General features: G+C 50.1%; 16 protein-coding genes, 1 tRNA gene and 1 pseudogene. 12 read left to right on the forward strand and 6 right to left on the reverse strand.

Annotation, left to right across the window (positions count from 1 at the left end; all coding sequences use genetic code 11):
- Positions 1 to 3: 3 nt before the first annotated feature.
- The 9 genes from tolQ to ABXT62_RS02175 all read left to right on the forward strand — a co-directional run bounded on the left by tolQ (position 4) and on the right by ABXT62_RS02175 (position 6,326).
- Complete coding sequence (tolQ, locus tag ABXT62_RS02135) at positions 4 to 714, forward strand: protein TolQ (RefSeq protein ID WP_415356908.1); 711 nt, start codon at positions 4 to 6, stop codon at positions 712 to 714.
- 34 nt (positions 715 to 748) lie between these two features.
- Positions 749 to 1,138: a protein TolR gene (gene tolR, locus ABXT62_RS02140; protein ID WP_415358248.1), complete on the forward strand. Its 390-nt coding sequence runs from the start codon at positions 749 to 751 to the stop codon at positions 1,136 to 1,138.
- A complete protein-coding gene (gene tolA / locus ABXT62_RS02145; protein ID WP_415356909.1) occupies positions 1,135 to 1,914 on the forward strand; it encodes a cell envelope integrity protein TolA in 780 nt (259 codons plus the stop codon). Before tolR ends, tolA begins: the two co-directional genes overlap by 4 nt.
- On the forward strand, positions 1,914 to 3,212 hold the full coding sequence (gene tolB, locus ABXT62_RS02150) for a Tol-Pal system beta propeller repeat protein TolB (RefSeq protein WP_415356910.1): 1,299 nt from the start codon (positions 1,914 to 1,916) through the stop codon (positions 3,210 to 3,212). The genes tolA and tolB overlap by 1 nt, the downstream gene beginning before the upstream one ends.
- A gap of 57 nt (positions 3,213 to 3,269) precedes the next feature.
- On the forward strand, positions 3,270 to 3,821 hold the full coding sequence (locus tag ABXT62_RS02155; RefSeq protein WP_415356911.1) for an OmpA family protein: 552 nt from the start codon (positions 3,270 to 3,272) through the stop codon (positions 3,819 to 3,821).
- Between the two features lie 3 nt (positions 3,822 to 3,824).
- A complete protein-coding gene (gene ybgF / locus ABXT62_RS02160; protein ID WP_415356912.1) occupies positions 3,825 to 4,772 on the forward strand; it encodes a tol-pal system protein YbgF in 948 nt (315 codons plus the stop codon).
- Between the two features lie 76 nt (positions 4,773 to 4,848).
- The gene (queE, locus tag ABXT62_RS02165) at positions 4,849 to 5,490 is read left to right on the forward strand and encodes a 7-carboxy-7-deazaguanine synthase QueE (protein ID WP_415358249.1); all 642 of its coding nucleotides are present in this window, start codon (positions 4,849 to 4,851) and stop codon (positions 5,488 to 5,490) included.
- 5 nt (positions 5,491 to 5,495) lie between these two features.
- Entirely contained in the window at positions 5,496 to 6,182 is a 687-nt protein-coding gene (queC, locus tag ABXT62_RS02170) for a 7-cyano-7-deazaguanine synthase QueC (protein ID WP_415356913.1), read from the forward strand.
- A gap of 68 nt (positions 6,183 to 6,250) precedes the next feature.
- Positions 6,251 to 6,326: transfer RNA gene (locus ABXT62_RS02175), tRNA-Lys, on the forward strand.
- A gap of 969 nt (positions 6,327 to 7,295) precedes the next feature.
- Here ABXT62_RS02175 and ABXT62_RS02180 read toward each other — a convergent pair.
- The 6 genes and pseudogenes from ABXT62_RS02180 to ABXT62_RS02205 form a co-directional block, all read right to left on the reverse strand.
- On the reverse strand, positions 7,296 to 7,583 hold the full coding sequence (locus tag ABXT62_RS02180; RefSeq protein WP_415358250.1) for a PQQ-binding-like beta-propeller repeat protein: 288 nt from the start codon (positions 7,581 to 7,583) through the stop codon (positions 7,296 to 7,298).
- A gap of 177 nt (positions 7,584 to 7,760) precedes the next feature.
- A complete protein-coding gene (locus tag ABXT62_RS02185; protein WP_415356914.1) occupies positions 7,761 to 8,231 on the reverse strand; it encodes a PQQ-binding-like beta-propeller repeat protein in 471 nt (156 codons plus the stop codon).
- 15 nt (positions 8,232 to 8,246) lie between these two features.
- A complete protein-coding gene (locus ABXT62_RS02190) occupies positions 8,247 to 9,095 on the reverse strand; it encodes an SDR family NAD(P)-dependent oxidoreductase (protein ID WP_415356915.1) in 849 nt (282 codons plus the stop codon).
- A gap of 73 nt (positions 9,096 to 9,168) precedes the next feature.
- Entirely contained in the window at positions 9,169 to 9,954 is a 786-nt protein-coding gene (locus ABXT62_RS02195; RefSeq protein ID WP_415356916.1) for an SDR family NAD(P)-dependent oxidoreductase, read from the reverse strand.
- Between the two features lie 18 nt (positions 9,955 to 9,972).
- Positions 9,973 to 10,719 (reverse strand): acetoacetate decarboxylase family protein, encoded by a 747-nt coding sequence (locus ABXT62_RS02200; protein WP_415356917.1) that lies wholly within the window; start codon positions 10,717 to 10,719, stop codon positions 9,973 to 9,975.
- 299 nt (positions 10,720 to 11,018) lie between these two features.
- Positions 11,019 to 11,210: pseudogene (locus tag ABXT62_RS02205) on the reverse strand (IS91 family transposase); the annotation flags it as partial.
- Positions 11,211 to 11,282: 72 nt separating this feature from the next.
- On the opposite strand from ABXT62_RS02205, the gene ABXT62_RS02210 reads away from it, so the two are divergent.
- The 3 genes from ABXT62_RS02210 to ABXT62_RS02220 all read left to right on the forward strand — a co-directional run bounded on the left by ABXT62_RS02210 (position 11,283) and on the right by ABXT62_RS02220 (position 14,944).
- Positions 11,283 to 11,492 (forward strand): hypothetical protein, encoded by a 210-nt coding sequence (locus ABXT62_RS02210; protein ID WP_415356918.1) that lies wholly within the window; start codon positions 11,283 to 11,285, stop codon positions 11,490 to 11,492.
- A gap of 204 nt (positions 11,493 to 11,696) precedes the next feature.
- Complete coding sequence (locus tag ABXT62_RS02215) at positions 11,697 to 12,215, forward strand: hypothetical protein (protein ID WP_415356919.1); 519 nt, start codon at positions 11,697 to 11,699, stop codon at positions 12,213 to 12,215.
- Positions 12,212 to 14,944: a CotH kinase family protein gene (locus ABXT62_RS02220; protein ID WP_415356920.1), complete on the forward strand. Its 2,733-nt coding sequence runs from the start codon at positions 12,212 to 12,214 to the stop codon at positions 14,942 to 14,944. Before ABXT62_RS02215 ends, ABXT62_RS02220 begins: the two co-directional genes overlap by 4 nt.
- Positions 14,945 to 15,094: the final 150 nt, after the last annotated feature.

Consider the following 15,094-nt stretch of genomic DNA (forward strand, 5'->3'; position numbering starts at 1 on the left):
ACGTTGGAAGAACAATTGAGTTTGATGGAGCTGGTATGGAACGCAAGCTTCACTGTGCAGTTTGTGATGGTCATATTACTGTTGGCCTCTATTTTCTCGTGGTACATGATCGTTAATCGGTATCTCTACTTTCGCAATGCTAATGATGAGATGTATCGATTTGAAGAACGCTTTTGGTCGGGGATTGATTTGTCCCAGCTCTATCGAGAGGGCAATGAAAAGGCGTCGGATGGCAGCGCGATTCTGGGTATGGAAAGTATATTTCGCGCCGGTTTTAAAGAGTTTTCCCGCCTCGCGCAACAGCCTGAAATGGATTCTGAGGCGGTCATTGAGGGGTCTCGCCGGGCGATGCGGGTTGCGGTCATGCGTGAGGAAGAACGTCTCGAACGCCATCTGGCGTTTCTGGCGTCGGTGGGTTCCACCAGCCCTTATATCGGTCTGTTTGGTACGGTGTGGGGGATCATGCACTCCTTTCGCGGGCTAGCCAATTCTACTCAGGCAACGCTGGCCACCGTGGCGCCGGGTATCTCTGAGGCACTGGTAGCCACAGCGATGGGATTGTTTGCGGCAATCCCCGCCGTACTGGCCTACAACCGTTTTGCTTCCAGGGTTGAAGTGCTCAGTAATCGCTACGACACCTTCATGGATGAGTTTTCCGGTATCCTCTACCGTCAAGCTTTTGCTTTGCGCTCACGAGAAAAGAAGGCGGAGTAGCGCGGTGTCTCGCAATCGTAAAAAACGTAAACCTATGTCAGAGATCAATGTTGTACCTTACATTGATGTGATGCTGGTGCTGTTGATCATTTTTATGGTAACGGCACCCATGCTGATGCAGGGTGTGAAGGTTGATTTGCCCGAAGCAAGCGCTGACCCTGTGGAGAATCAGGACAGTGAGCCGGTCATTGTGTCGGTTGATGCAGCAGGCCAACTGTTCCTTAATCTCGGGCAAGAGGAGCAGGTTCTGTCTTTGGCAACCATTAAGGATCGTGTGGCGGCAGTGATGCGCCGCAGCCCAGAGAAGCCTGTGATGGTCTGGGGTGATCGGGCCGTTCCCTATGGAGAGGTAGTGACGGTGATGGTCGCACTGCAGGAGGCCGGTGCTCCCAGCGTTGGTCTGGTCACTGAAACACCCCAGTGACAACCTCACTCTATGCCAAGCCAGTGATGCCACGCATTATATTGCGGCCGGCACTGGCCACTCTGTTGATACACGGTTTGCTGTTGTATTTGCTGACGGCCAACTGGGAGACTACTGAACGTGAGATTATTCGGGCTAAGCCTGCGCCAAATGTTATTAATGCCCGTCTCGTGGACATTAGCGAAATTTCCAAGCCCAAAGCGGCGCCACCGAAGCCCAAAGCGGTTAATGTGAAACCAAAGTCCAAGCCCAAGGCAACGCCACCGAAGCCCGAAGCAGTTACCCCGAAACCAAAGCCTGCGCCGCCCAAGCCGAATCCTATACCCAAGCCAAAGTCTAAGCCTACGCCTACGCCTACGCCTACGCCAGTAAAGCCGACGCCGCCTCAGCAAAGTAACCGGGATGCGTTCGCCGCAATCGTTCGCGATGAGCTCGCCACCGCTGACGCGCAGCAGCAGGCGACGGTAACGGCAGGGGAAATGTCCGCAAGTTTCGTCTCTTTGATACAGCGGACCGTAGTAAACTATTGGAGTCGTCCTCCCAGTGCACGCAATGGGATGGAATGTGAGCTGTCGATACAGCTGATTCCCACCGGGGAAGTGGTTAACGTCACATTGGTCAGGAGTAGCGGTAATTCCGCCTTCGATAGCTCAGCGATCAATGCTGTTCAGAAAGCGGGAGCCTTTCCTGAGCTGCAAAACTTGCCCAGCCGGGAGTTTGAAAAAAACTTTAGGCGTCTTACACTAATATTCAAGCCAGAGGATTTACGTTACTAATGAAACGACTACTGACTGCCCTGATGAGCGTCGTGCTGGCGATAAGTACCGCAACTGCATGGGCGCAATTGACTATTGAAATTTCTCAGGGTGCGGATAACCCCACGGCTATCGCAGTAGTGCCCTTTGCCTGGCAAGGTGTAGGCGTTGCGCCGGAGGAGATCGCGTCCATAGTGGACGGCGACTTGGCCCGTAGCGGCCAGTTTGCGCCCATAGCGCGGTCCGATATGCTGGGCAATCCCACCACAGAAGCTGAGGTTTTTTACCGTGATTGGCGCTCCCTCAGTGCTGAATATCTGCTCATTGGTCGGGTTTCGTTGGAACCGAGTGTATTGCGAGTAGATTACGAACTTTTCGACGTACTGCGTCAAGCCAAGGTGCTGACCGGCTATGAATCTGGTCCTGCCAGTGATGCACGTATGCTGGCCCACAGGGTGGCCGATGCGGTGTATGAAAAGCTCACAGGAGTGCCCGGGGCGTTTGCGACCAAGCTGCTCTATATCTCCGTTGATCGAGTGCCCGGCCGCAACGATTACTCCCGCTTGACGATGTCGGACTCCGATGGCGCGCGACCGGTCGTGCTGTTTGACACGCAGGAGCCGTTGCTCACGCCAACCTGGTCTCCTGACGGGAAGCATATCGCTTACGTCTCTTTTGAGACGGGACGCCCCGCCATTTACCGACAAGAAATCGCCACCGGACAACGCGAACAGCTGACCAATTTTTCGGGCCTCAACAGCTCGCCAGCCTGGTCTCCCGATGGTAAAACCATGGCGATGGTGTTGTCCAAAGACGGTAACGCGGATATTTACCTAATGGACTTGGCGACTAAAAAGCTCACACAATTGACGCGTCACTATGCGATTGATACTGAGCCTGCATGGATGCCGGACGGCCGATCGCTACTGTTCACCTCGGACCGCGGTGGCAAGCCGCAAATTTATCGTTATGACCTCAGCTCTGGTAAGACCGATCGCGTCACCTACGAGGGTACTTACAACGCCCGCGCGCGCGTATCCCAGGATGGTAGAAGTGTCGTGATGGTACATCAGGCAGAGGGTCGATTTCACATCGCAGTACTGGATTTGGTGACCAATCGTATGCAGATATTGACCTCAACCGACTTGGATGAAAGTCCCAGTATCGCGCCAAATGGCTCTATGGTATTGTACGCTACCAAGTATAAAGATCGGAGCATTCTCGCTGCTGTCGCTGTGGATGGAGAGGCGAAATTCAGGCTCCCTGCCAGTAAAGGCGATGTGCGAGAACCGGCGTGGTCGCCTTATTTGGCGCGCTAAAAGTTCGCGCATTCTAGCGGGTATTTAACCATGACGAAAACGGAAGGATTGAGGACTATGAAGCATCTTACTGTGGCTAGTAAAGCTATTGCACTGCTGTTCTCAGCGGCGTTGTTGGTTGCTTGTTCTGGTAGTGATACAAAAGAAGAAGACGAAGCTGCGGCCGCTGCAGCGGCGGCTGCAGCGGCGTCAGCGTCAGCCGCTCAATCTGCTCAAGCTGCTCAAGCTGCTCAGGGTGCTGCGGTCTCTGCTGAAATGGCAGCGCTGGAAGAGGCAGCCGCCTCTGCAGGAACGGTATTCTACTTCGAATATGACAGCGCCAACTTAACCCCTGAAGCCCTTGACGCATTGAATGCCAATATTGCGCTACTGCAGCGTAACAATACCAATGTCCGCCTGGAAGGTCATACCGATGAGCGCGGTACACGCGAGTACAACCTTGCTCTGGGTGAGGGGCGGGCGAACTCCGTCCGTGAATACATGATTGCCAGTGGTATCTCCGGCTCTCGTATTGAGACTATTAGCTTTGGTGAAGAACGTCCCATAGCCTACGGCACGGGTGAGGCCAACTGGTCTCAAAATCGCCGTGTCGAACTCAAGCTGCAATAATTGATGGGCTTATCTGTCGGCAAAGCGCTTGTAACATGCGGGCTGGTTATTCTGGCTGCACCGTTGTCTTTTGTAGTCTCTGCGCAGTATGTGGATCTTGAGGCTGAGCGTGCGGCGGCGCAGGCGGCTGGACGCACAAGTACTGGCGTAAGCCAACCCACCGCGAATGCACCTGCTCTAAATGACCCTTACAGTGCCCGACCTGCGCAGGCATACCCTGCCGCGAGTTACGGTGCGAACACAGCCCCTTCAGCGGCTACGGCCGTCACGTATTCGGATGCCAGCGCTGCGCCGACTCCGGAGGCCGGTAGTCAAACGGGCGGTACGGATCTGCGTAATCTATTTTTGCAGATGCAACAGTTGCAGCAGGAAGTCAGACGCCTGAACGGAAAAGTAGAGGAGCAATCGTTCGAGTTAAGCTCTCTCAAGGAGCAGAGCCTGCAGCGCTATATGGACCTGGATAAGCGTGTTAGTGGCGCTAGTCCCGATACTGCAGGCGGCTCCGCAGCACCGACTGTGGCGGCCTCTGTCGCCACGAGCAACCTGGCGGCTGGTGTCGAGCAGCCTGGTGAAGCGAGCGCCTATAATGCGGCCTATGCGCTGGTGCAGGGGCGGCAGTTTGACAAGGCGATACCCGCTTTTCAGCAGTTTCTGCAGCGATTCCCCGGTGGTCTCTATGCCGCCAATGCGCATTATTGGCTCGGTGAGCTGTATCTGGTGAAGGCGCCGCCGGACCTGGAGGCCTCGAGACAGTCTTTTGTACTGTTGCTGGCTGAGTACCCTGATAATAGTAAAGCGCCGGATGCTCTGTATAAGTTGGGCACGGTGCAGTTCAAGAAGGGCAATCGGGAAAAAGCCAGAGAATACATGGATCTCGTGATCAGTCAGTATGGCAGTACTAACAACGCTGTTGTAAAACTGGCCAGGGAATTCATAGCCCAGAACTATTGATCGGTGCGATCCGGTGACGAACCCTACTCATAACGACGCTGTCTTATCCCGCGTTGGCACAGCCACTCAAGCGGATATAACTGTGCGCCTCACGGAAATCTTTTACTCTTTGCAGGGGGAGGCGCGCACAGTGGGTTTGCCCACCGTTTTTGTCCGTCTCACCGGATGCCCGCTGCGCTGTGTCTACTGCGACACCGAGTATGCGTTTAGTGGGGGCTACCTGCTCAGTCTTGCAGATATTGCCAAGCAGGTTGCCGCTCACGAGCCTCACTATGTCACCGTAACGGGTGGCGAGCCACTCGCTCAGCCCAATTGTCTGCCCCTCCTTAACAGACTGTGCGACGCCGGTTACGAAGTATCACTGGAAACGGGCGGGGCGATGAGCCTAGAGGGCGTGGACCCACGCGTCGTGACAGTGTTGGATCTGAAAACCCCGGCATCTGGAGAAATGCAGCGCAACGATTACAGCAATATTTCGCTGCTGCGCAAGCACCATCAGGTCAAGTTTGTTATTTGTGATCGTCAGGATTATGAATGGGCTCGGTTTAAGCTGGATGAATATGGTTTGCTCGAGCGTGTCTCGGATGTGCTTTTTTCTCCAAGCTTTGGACAACTTGAAGGCCGACAATTGGCAGAGTGGATTCTGACGGATAATCTGCAGGTCAGAATGCAGTTGCAGCTGCACAAGTTACTGTGGAATGACGAACCAGGCCATTAATCGCCATGAGTGAACAAAAGCGCGCTGTTATTCTGGTGTCCGGCGGACTTGATTCCACCACGGTGCTTGCCATGGCACAGTCACAGGGCTATGCCTGCTACACCCTCAGTTTTGATTACGGACAGCGTCACCGCGCTGAGCTGTATGCCGCCGACAGGGTCTCCCGTGCTCTTGGGGACGTAGAACACAAGTTGGTTAAACTCAATCTGGACAGTATCGGCGGATCTGCACTCACTGACATGTCCATCGCCGTACCCGAGGAAGAAACGGCAGGGATACCTATCACCTATGTGCCAGCGCGCAATACGGTATTTCTGTCGATAGCACTAGGCTGGGCGGAGGTGCTGGGTGCGCACGATATCTTTATTGGCGTGAATGCGGTGGATTATTCCGGTTATCCGGATTGTCGTCCGGAATACATTGCAGCGTTTGAGACGATGGCCAATCTCGCGACGCGGGCAGGGGTCGAGGGACAAAAAATCACGATACACACGCCCCTGATGAGATTGGGAAAAGGTGACATTATCCTCGCTGGCATAGCGCTGGGGGTAGACTATGCCATTACAGTCTCCTGCTATCAGGCCACTGAGGAGGGTCTTGCCTGTGGTAAATGCGACAGTTGCCGCCTGCGTCGCCAGGGTTTTGCCGACACGGGTTTGGAGGACCCCACACATTACCTTCATACGCATTAGCGCTATGACCTTCCGTAAAAAGCGCTTGATTTTTTATCCTTTTTCCGTAATATGCCCCTCTCTTTCTGGGGCCGTTAGCTCAGTTGGTAGAGCAGTTGGCTTTTAACCAATTGGTCGCGCGTTCGAGTCGCGCACGGCCCACCATGTTTCTCTATATAATCAGTCACTTAGAAGCCTGCAAATTGCAGGTTTTTTTGTGACTTACCCATAAATGAAGCTGAGCGCTGGTGTCGTTCTTGCTAGCGAACTAATCGTTCCGAATGTGTGATGTGTAACTAGAAGCCCGTACCAATTCGCTGAAGCGCAAAGGCAAGTTACCCGGGGGGTATGCTTGCCAGTTGGCAAGCGAAGGTTAGTTGCTGCGGCTGTATCCAGATGATAAAAATCTGCAAAAGTTTTTCTAAAAAATATGTTATATAAATCTTTGAGTGTTTTCGATCAACGCTCTCTACATTCTTGGGAGTGACAAGGCTGCGGGCGCCAGCCAAAGCAGCCGAAGGCACGACCAAGGTGAAGTCATATTATTATTTTCTTATTGGCTCAGCAGGCATCGGCTAAGGCCTTAGGCTGCGCCCGGCCTTGCCTCGCCTGGAAGGAATTCAGTGGGTTCAGTGTCTTGCATTATGAGAAATAACGGCCCCCGAAGGAGCCGCTGTGCATATTGCAGTGACTGAGCGAGCTTACTCAGGCTTCTCTCGCCAACAAAAAACCCGCACTAGGCGGGCTTGAGAAGGCTCAGGCTTTACGCAGCTTACTGATGGCCAGAACGATGCCTCAAATCTAGTTAGCCCTAAGACTGTGATGGGCGAGGTCGGACTCGCATCAAAGTTAAATGTGTCGCCAAGGCAATAGGCATTGTAGCCAGTAATAGGTGAGCCGCCATCATCCGCCACACTGACGCTGATGGAAACCTGTGCGTTGCCGGGTTCGATATTAGTGATTTGTGGCGCGGAAGGTGGGGCCACGGGTGTAAATGGTGCACTGAATGAGGATGCTGGACCGTCTCCTACCGCACGGTGTTCCTTACGAGAGGAGTCAGACGGAAAAGGCAGTTGCTTGAGATCAGGGACCGATTTTTAAATGTCTCGAGAACTTAACTTGTCGAGACCATAATTATGGCTCAACAACTTCTAGTACGATAAAAGCGTTGCCAGCCTGTTGGTCAAACGTGGAGTAACCGGCATTAACAAACAACTGCCCGCTATCAAGGTAGACCCCGCCGAGGTCAATAGCGCCGCCAGATGCTTTGTTAGCATTGATTGCCGTAAAATCGCCATTGGTATCAAAACTCCATAAAGGCGCTCCGTTATGAGCATCAAAAGCACGTATGTGGCCATCGAGTGATGGCGCAAATACTAAATTGTCAGTGATTGTTACCGCTGCTGATAAACAGGGTGACAGCTATCAATGGGATCTCCGTTATCATCTGTGCAAATGTCAGGAGCTGGTGTTGCCCATAAACGTTTCCCGGTGGCAATATCATAAGCGTGCAGAGATGGGTTAGGTTTGCCTTTCGGGTTTTGGCCTAGGATTTCAACAACCCTATCACTGATCGGTACGTATAAAACTCCTTTGGCTTCATCGACGCCCATACTGAAATGTATGCCGCCTAATTTTCCACCTGTGCCTGGTTTTTGTTGCCACAATAACTTTCCCTTTTGATCCGGGTCCAAGGCATACACCGCGCCATTTTTCGCAGCCGGTTTCTCGATCCAGTGCGTATACAACACCAGGCTCGTCACCAATAAAGACCGTGTCGGGAGTAATAAAAGGTTGGCTGTGGGGTGTTTTAGTATCAGGTAATGCAAAGACCCATTTTACTTGTAACTTCGATAAATTTTCTGGGGTGATTCCTGCATCGGTTTCACTAATAAATCGGTGATGTTTATTATTGATTCCCCAGCCATTAATATCTGCGGTTAGATTGATAGATGTAGAAGTTTCTGGAGAACATTTATTAGCCAGTGCTCCACTAGAAATAATGAAGAGAAGAACGGCGCTGATAATTTTTGTAGGGTAAAAATTGGTGTGTTTTATCATGGGCAGCATAATTTACCTGTTATTCTAAATTGCAGGTGGAGCAAAAGTAGGATTTCGCAGTAAACGAATGTCTTCAAGCCGAGTGTCTGCAGTGTCACGCCAGGGGTTGCCGCTGGGCGGTAAAATATAAAAAAGATTATCTTTAATCGCCTGTAGTACACGATCAGCTAACACACGTGGAGATAGAGATTCGGCTGTAGCGTCGGTAATGGCTGTCATCGACATAGTCTGCATATCTGTGATGTTTTCTTCTGCAAGGTTAGCGGGGCGATTTCGTGCTGAAGTAGCAATGCCGGTATCAACCAGCTCTGGGCACAAACATGACACATTGATTTGTGGTGCGACCATGGCGAGTTCGTGGAACAGGCATTCACTTAGCGCCAAGGCTGCATGCTTGGTCATATGATAAATGCCGGCAAACGGCAAAGTGCACATCGAGGCCATTGATGATGTGTTGACGATATGGCACTCGTCGCCTTGTGCGATCATCTGCGGCACAAAATTGCGCAGACCATGAATAATTCCCCATTGATTAACTCTGATGAGCCATTCGTAATCGTCTTCTGTTTGCTCCCAAATATGTCCGCCAGTATACACGCCGGCATTATTGCAAAGCACTTGGACGCTACCAAAGCGATCGATGGTTGCCTGGCATAGCGCGGCAACTGATTCGCCAGAGCCAACATCGGTGAGAACGCCGATGGCATGCGCGCCGATTGATTTAACGGACTCAACCGCTGCGTCTAACTTACCTTGCTCAATATCAGCGAGTACAACATTCATGCCTTGCTCTGCGAATACTTTAGCTAATTCAAAACCTATTCCACTCGCGGCGCCTGTAACTACAGCGGTTTTACCATTGAATTCATTCATGTTTTTATCCGAAGTCTGGTTAATAGTATGTGAGTATCATAAACATCATTAGGTGAATCCTAGTTTTTCATATTTAGCTGTTAGCCGCATGCATTACTTTCCACAAGAGTAGTGGTGAAAATCGTCTAAGCCAATGTAATATTTTTACCTCTGCTCCAGGCCAAATATACCGTTTGCCTTTTGACAGCCCTTTTTCAATATCGTCGATAACAGATTCTGGTTCTAGAAATCGTTTTCTTTCTATCGAATAGGTGACGGTTTTGGGTGAAGAGGTTGCTGTCGCTTGATCGAGTAAAGGCGTGTTTACCAAAGGTGGGCACACCAGCATAAAATGTATATTGCTGTGACGGTTCTCTTCGATCAGGATTTCCATATAGGCGTTGGTCGCCGCTTTTGTTGCGCAGTAAGCACCACATTCGGGGACCAATACGGACCCGCCACTTGAGCCGAAAACAATCACCTCTCCTTTGTTTTGAGCGAGCATGTCTTTCAATACAGCTTTTGTGACATTGACAGTGCCGCCATAATTAATGCCCATTAGGTTATTGATGGTGGCGGTGTCCATATCGGTTAGCTTTCCGGTGGGCATAATTGCTGCGCAATGCACTAGACGATCAATATTGCCTCTCTGCGTTTTAATCTCCTTTAGAACAGACTCTACTTGCTGTTGGTTGCTTACATCGCAGTGAAAAATGCTGATGTTGTTAGTCTGTTGCATTGATTGTAGATTTTCTTCGCTGCAATCTAATACAGCGACATGAGTGCCAGTTGCGGCCATGCGCAGAGCAAAGATACGGCCCATGCCACTGGCGCCGCCAGTCACTACCGCTGTTGAGATTTTTTTATTTTCCGATTTCATTGCTTATCAATTATCAATTTATAAAAGTTTCGGTGCGCTCATACTAAAATTTAAGTGGCCCATGTGCCCAGATAATAATGGTTTTTTGGGTAAGCCCAGACGGCGAAAGGGTTCAGTGAGAGGATGCTTTGAAAGCGTGAGTTTACCACTGCGGTGATACGTTACATCGGTAAATCTTTGAGTTAGATAACCTATATGTGGCGCCCCCTCAAAAATCGAATACACCGGTGAATTGATAGGCTTTGGTGATTTTTTCCCCCGATTAGGAACTCGATAACACAGTAGTTCCTGCCCATCTTTATGCAGTGTAGTGGTGGTGTGGCTGTCGTCGCGATGGTGTTGAATATCTTCTATGGTTTTGGGGTAGCCCCACATTTGAATGCCACATTCGAGCGCAGACTTTTCTGTTACAGGTAAATACCATGTGAACGAAGGTTGATCACCTCTAAGTATATTAATCCAGGTACTGATATAGGGTATTAGCGACTTGCGCGGAAACGTATTAACAAAGAAGGCGCAGCCAATTTCCTCATAGTTGCCGCATTGTGTGTCGGTGTAGTGTACGCCAGCAAAGCTTAGGATCGCCTTGCCCGGCGCAATCTCCGCTACACTAAACCCACTATCTGCAATCAATTCATTTGCGACCTGACTGGAAACTACATACATGCCTACGGATGTGCTGCCATCGTGAAATAAAGTTGGGTAACCTAGATCGGCCCCCTCTATATTAAATCGACGATCCGTATGCGGATTATTTGAAAGCATCTAGTATTTTCTCCCACACATTATTATTGCAGCAAAAGCCACTAGCCCCATTTACCATTACCATAGGGCGTGTTCCAGCAATGGGCTAATTTATTTTTTCAACTTTAAATACTTCAATGTCGCAAAGGTTTTATTTTTCGTCTTTGTGAGAGCTTATTTCCCACGCATAAGCAGGATAAATGCGACATTTTTTAACGATCTAGCACAAACAACCGGATGAGGCAGACGCAGAGGTTTGTCACCGCTCATGCGACTTTCCAGAATCTATTCAATTTGAGCAGGCATCTGGTTGAAGCATGCAGCCGCTGGGCCCAGGTCATAGCCGCATGACGCTGGATCGATGAGACGACGTCACTATTGACAGGTCGCATTGCACCTTTGCGTCGCTTTGCCGGAGTGACCAGTCCGCGCCAGCGATGGTTCGGCGCGAGGACGCCATGATAACGGGTAAGATTGACCCTCGGCTTCGGTGCCAGGGCTGCCAATCGTGACCCGGTGCGCCCGCCATCGGTGGTAAGGGTACCAAGATTCCTACATTTATTCTGAACAAGTTCGACCCACTGATGGACAAAGCCTTCGGTAAAACCGACGAAGGCCTGAGCTTGTTCTCATCCGCCGTCAATTACATCTATGGTGGCGGCGGCGTTGTGACCAACTGTTTCAGCATCGACCTTGAGAACAGCCGTATCTATATGCCGGCTGCGGCGGCACAGACGAAGAAGATGGTACAGCAGGCTGAACAGCGGCATAAGGAGTCACTGATTTGCGGATAGCGGATTGCGCCGGTGCCACCGGTTGCGATACTCTCTATTTTTTGTTCATTAGTGATCAACATATACCATGTGCTTCATGCAACCATATCAATATACAAGGGAATTAAATTATTGTCTTACACGGTGGCTTTACGAGTCTCGGTATATTGGAAGCGTGCAAGGTGGACAATCATTTACTTCCATTTGGTTAAGTAGATAACGTGTATGGCCGTAGTTAACCTACTCAGAAGTGGCTGCCTTTTCGTAACTGTTCTCGCGATGCTGTCATTTGCTATCTGGCATCTCAAGCCTGAACTGGTTCATCAATTGGATGCGGAGCTCAACGCCAGATTTGACGCAGAGATAAAACAGCAAGCCAAAGAGATCGTGCGGCTTTACCAGGCAGGCGATTACGCGGCAACCATGGAGCTAGCTTTGCAAGAACTGCGGCGAATCGACGATGTAAGAAAGTTGCACGTCGTTTACGGCACCAAGCGGGATATCCTTCTCAAGCTATTTCAATCCAGTGCAAAGCTGGGAGCAGCCAAAATGGAGGTGAGCCTACCGGTTATTGCTGACTGGGCAGCCTCAGATGAGCGCGATGTTGACGCGCTTAAGGCGTACATACACCTGCTGCAGAACATCCCAGGGCGAGAACCAGAACTGCAAGAGGCAATGACCCGGCTGCAGCGCCAATTTCCCGGGATGCCTGCATCACCTGCGCCGGGAATGGACGCAGCATGAGATTTCTTCGTCTCATCTGGCGCTACAGTCTGATTATCACCCTGCCTGTTTCTCTTCTTTTTGCCACCTGGGGTTTACGGACGCTTCAGCTTTACTACGCGGATTATCAGTTTGCCGTCTTTTCTCGATCCACAATACTTTACGATTCCGGCAGGGTTACGGCTGTATACCTGCAAGATTCTGTGCAGAAAGCGCTACTAGGCTCAAAGGTTGACGCCGACTTCAATCTCTACATTAATGATGGCGTCTTACGTCAACTGAATAATGATTTGCCATATAGCGGACTTGGCGGGGAAAATTTCAAGCCCGCATACATGACTTATCCGAATGGTGAAATTGAGAGAGTAAAAATTCGTTATCGTGGGGACATGACAAATCATTGGCTCTTCAAAGAAAAATCATTCCGCATCAAGACGCGGAAAAAAAGGATGCTGCTGGGTAATATGCGGCGATTCAACCTCGTTGTGAATGAACAATATGATATCATTGGGCCTCATCTATCATATCGACTTGCTAACATGATGGGCTTACTCGCTCCCGCAAGTGAGATGGTGACGGTCAACATCAACGGAAAATTTGACGGGCTGAGAATGTTTGTTGAACAAGTCGATGAGTCATTTCTAAGGCGAAGAAATATCATGCCTGGAGATATTTACTCAGGAGATAATATTGGCAGGGGTAGATACTGGGGCCTATCCCCGTACTTGTTCGAAACCAGTTTAAACTGGGATAAAGCTTCCGCCAACAATCATTTCCCACCAGACAGCAAGGCTCCACTCGACGCGATGCTGGAGTCGGCTAAGAGGAAAGATTTCTCCAGCCTGGACATGAAAGCCTTTGGTACTTTTGCTGCATATATTGACCTAATTAATAGCTGGCACCACGATAATATTCATAACTGGAAATTGCATTACGATCATTATACTGAGCGTTTTTCGCCTATCGTCTGGGATAGTGCCGGTTGGGAAGATTACTGGGTGGGCAAGCCCGGTCGAGGCGGAATTACCTCAATGGATCTGCTGAGGTATCTTTATCTTGACCACGACTTTCTGTACGAACGCCAGAAAGCACTTCTTAAATTTTATCGGAATTTCGAGCCCGAGTTTATGCAGGTTGTCGAAGATGACGTGCTGGCGCTTCAGGAAAAGGCGGCGCACGTTACGCATTATGTTGCTTTGTTAAAAGAAATTTACGGTTCTACTGAAGTACAACAGGCAGTGGGCAAGTTTCCGGACAAGGTGGGAAGAGTTCTTCGTGAAGTCAAGGAGGCAACTGCCAGTTTATCTGGAGCTTATGCATTTGAGCCAACGGCAGCTGGTGTGCGCATAGAAATTTCGGGAGTTCCGGTTAACAAGCTGCGAATTGAGTTTGAGCCCGGCACACACCTGCCAGAGCAAATTATTGTGCGATATAAATTGGATGGCGAATTAATAGAGCGGGATGTGTCTCTGCTGTTGGAACGAGATGGCAACAGCATTGTCGTGAATCAACGTTTGATGCCTGCTTCCGTTTTAGAGCCACGCCATAGATTTCGTGCGGCGACTTACGATCTATTAATTGAAGGTGATAGTAAGGATGCCATCACGCAAGTGTGGGTGAGCCCAATGTCTCTGGATGATGCAGAAATTCCAGCAAGTCAGCAGCAGGGCATAAAAATTGTTGAATTTATCGGCGAATCAAATATCGTTAACGAGCCGATAAATCCTGAACCAGTAATATTCAGTGGCAGCGTCGCTATAAACGATTTCAGGACAATATACAGAGATGTTGTCATCGAACCAGGCACACAACTCGTTTTTGGAGAGGGGGCGGGTCTCAAAATTTATGGAAAGCTGCATGCAGTTGGGACGCAGGCGTTGCCTATTACATTTACTGGTAAAAGTAGTGATACCCCCTGGGGCGCCCTCGTTCTCAAAGACGATGGAGCGAGTGGTTCAAAAATCGTACACTGTAATTTCGAAAATGGCAGCGGACTGAAAGGAAGTACGTTTGAATACACTGCCATGCTGTCCATTCACAATGTCGCGGATATGTTGATAGAGAAATCTCTTTTCAAGGACAGCCGCATCACGGATGACATGCTTCATGCGGTATACAGTGATCTGACCATATTGGACAGTGAATTTCGCCGGTCGCGTTCAGATGCAGCAGATCTCGATATCTCTACCGCACAGATTATTAACTCTAGATTTTTGGACAGTGGAAATGATGGGCTGGACCTGATGAGTACCCGAGCAGTAGTTCGCAGAAGCGAATTCGCAAACTCAGGAGACAAAGCCATATCAGTGGGCGAGAATTCTGAATTGACGGCCGTTAATAGCATCTTTTCAAACAACGAGATAGGAGTACAAAGCAAGGATCGCTCTCACGCTTTCATTTTCAATTCCGTGATCAGCGGGAACAAGATCGGAATTGAAGCATATCAGAAGAATCTGCAATATGGCGGGGGTGGAACGTTGACTGTTGTAAATAGCATTCTCGAGAGAAATCAGAAAACTGCGACCGCCGATGAAATCTCAAAGGTAGCCGTGATTGATTCATACGTTGATGCAATAACCAAAGGCGAATCGAACGTCGCCTACTCGCTCATTGACTCTCGCGACAGATTTCGCCCGGCAGGAGATGCGCTGAGCGTGCTAGCCGGAGATGTTAAGGCTGCGGCGGCGTTCAGTATGTTTGCAGACCGCAGAGTGCGAGGGCTGACACCATCAAAGGGAGATGGTCGTTAAACCCGTCGAACCTCACTGTTCAGCGCTCAGAGCTAAAATATTATATAAGCAAATAGCCAGTGCCCGGCGACAGATTCACTGGTGTCGATAACCAAGGCCGGATCCTGATTTTCCTTCAGCCGTAAGACCGGTGAGTTAATCGCAGCGATC

It is taken from the genome of Halioglobus sp. Uisw_031 (genome assembly GCF_047729875.1).
In the GTDB taxonomy this organism is placed as follows: Bacteria; Pseudomonadota; Gammaproteobacteria; order Pseudomonadales; family Halieaceae; genus Marimicrobium.

Bases quoted from the DNA above. Each gene is read 5' to 3' on its own strand.
- ABXT62_RS02190 (WP_415356915.1), bottom strand. From the start codon at position 9,095: ATGAATGAATTCAATGGTAAAACCGCTGTAGTTACAGGCGCCGCGAGT.
- ABXT62_RS02200 (WP_415356917.1), bottom strand. From the start codon at position 10,719: ATGCTTTCAAATAATCCGCATACGGATCGTCGATTTAATATAGAGGGG.
- ABXT62_RS02185 (WP_415356914.1), bottom strand. From the start codon at position 8,231: ATGCTGCCCATGATAAAACACACCAATTTTTACCCTACAAAAATTATC.
- ABXT62_RS02210 (WP_415356918.1), top strand. From the start codon at position 11,283: ATGGACAAAGCCTTCGGTAAAACCGACGAAGGCCTGAGCTTGTTCTCA.
- tolR (WP_415358248.1), top strand. From the start codon at position 749: ATGTCAGAGATCAATGTTGTACCTTACATTGATGTGATGCTGGTGCTG.
- ybgF (WP_415356912.1), top strand. From the start codon at position 3,825: ATGGGCTTATCTGTCGGCAAAGCGCTTGTAACATGCGGGCTGGTTATT.
- tolB (WP_415356910.1), top strand. From the start codon at position 1,914: ATGAAACGACTACTGACTGCCCTGATGAGCGTCGTGCTGGCGATAAGT.
- ABXT62_RS02215 (WP_415356919.1), top strand. From the start codon at position 11,697: ATGGCCGTAGTTAACCTACTCAGAAGTGGCTGCCTTTTCGTAACTGTT.
- ABXT62_RS02155 (WP_415356911.1), top strand. From the start codon at position 3,270: ATGAAGCATCTTACTGTGGCTAGTAAAGCTATTGCACTGCTGTTCTCA.
- ABXT62_RS02220 (WP_415356920.1), top strand. From the start codon at position 12,212: ATGAGATTTCTTCGTCTCATCTGGCGCTACAGTCTGATTATCACCCTG.
- queC (WP_415356913.1), top strand. From the start codon at position 5,496: ATGAGTGAACAAAAGCGCGCTGTTATTCTGGTGTCCGGCGGACTTGAT.
- ABXT62_RS02195 (WP_415356916.1), bottom strand. From the start codon at position 9,954: ATGAAATCGGAAAATAAAAAAATCTCAACAGCGGTAGTGACTGGCGGC.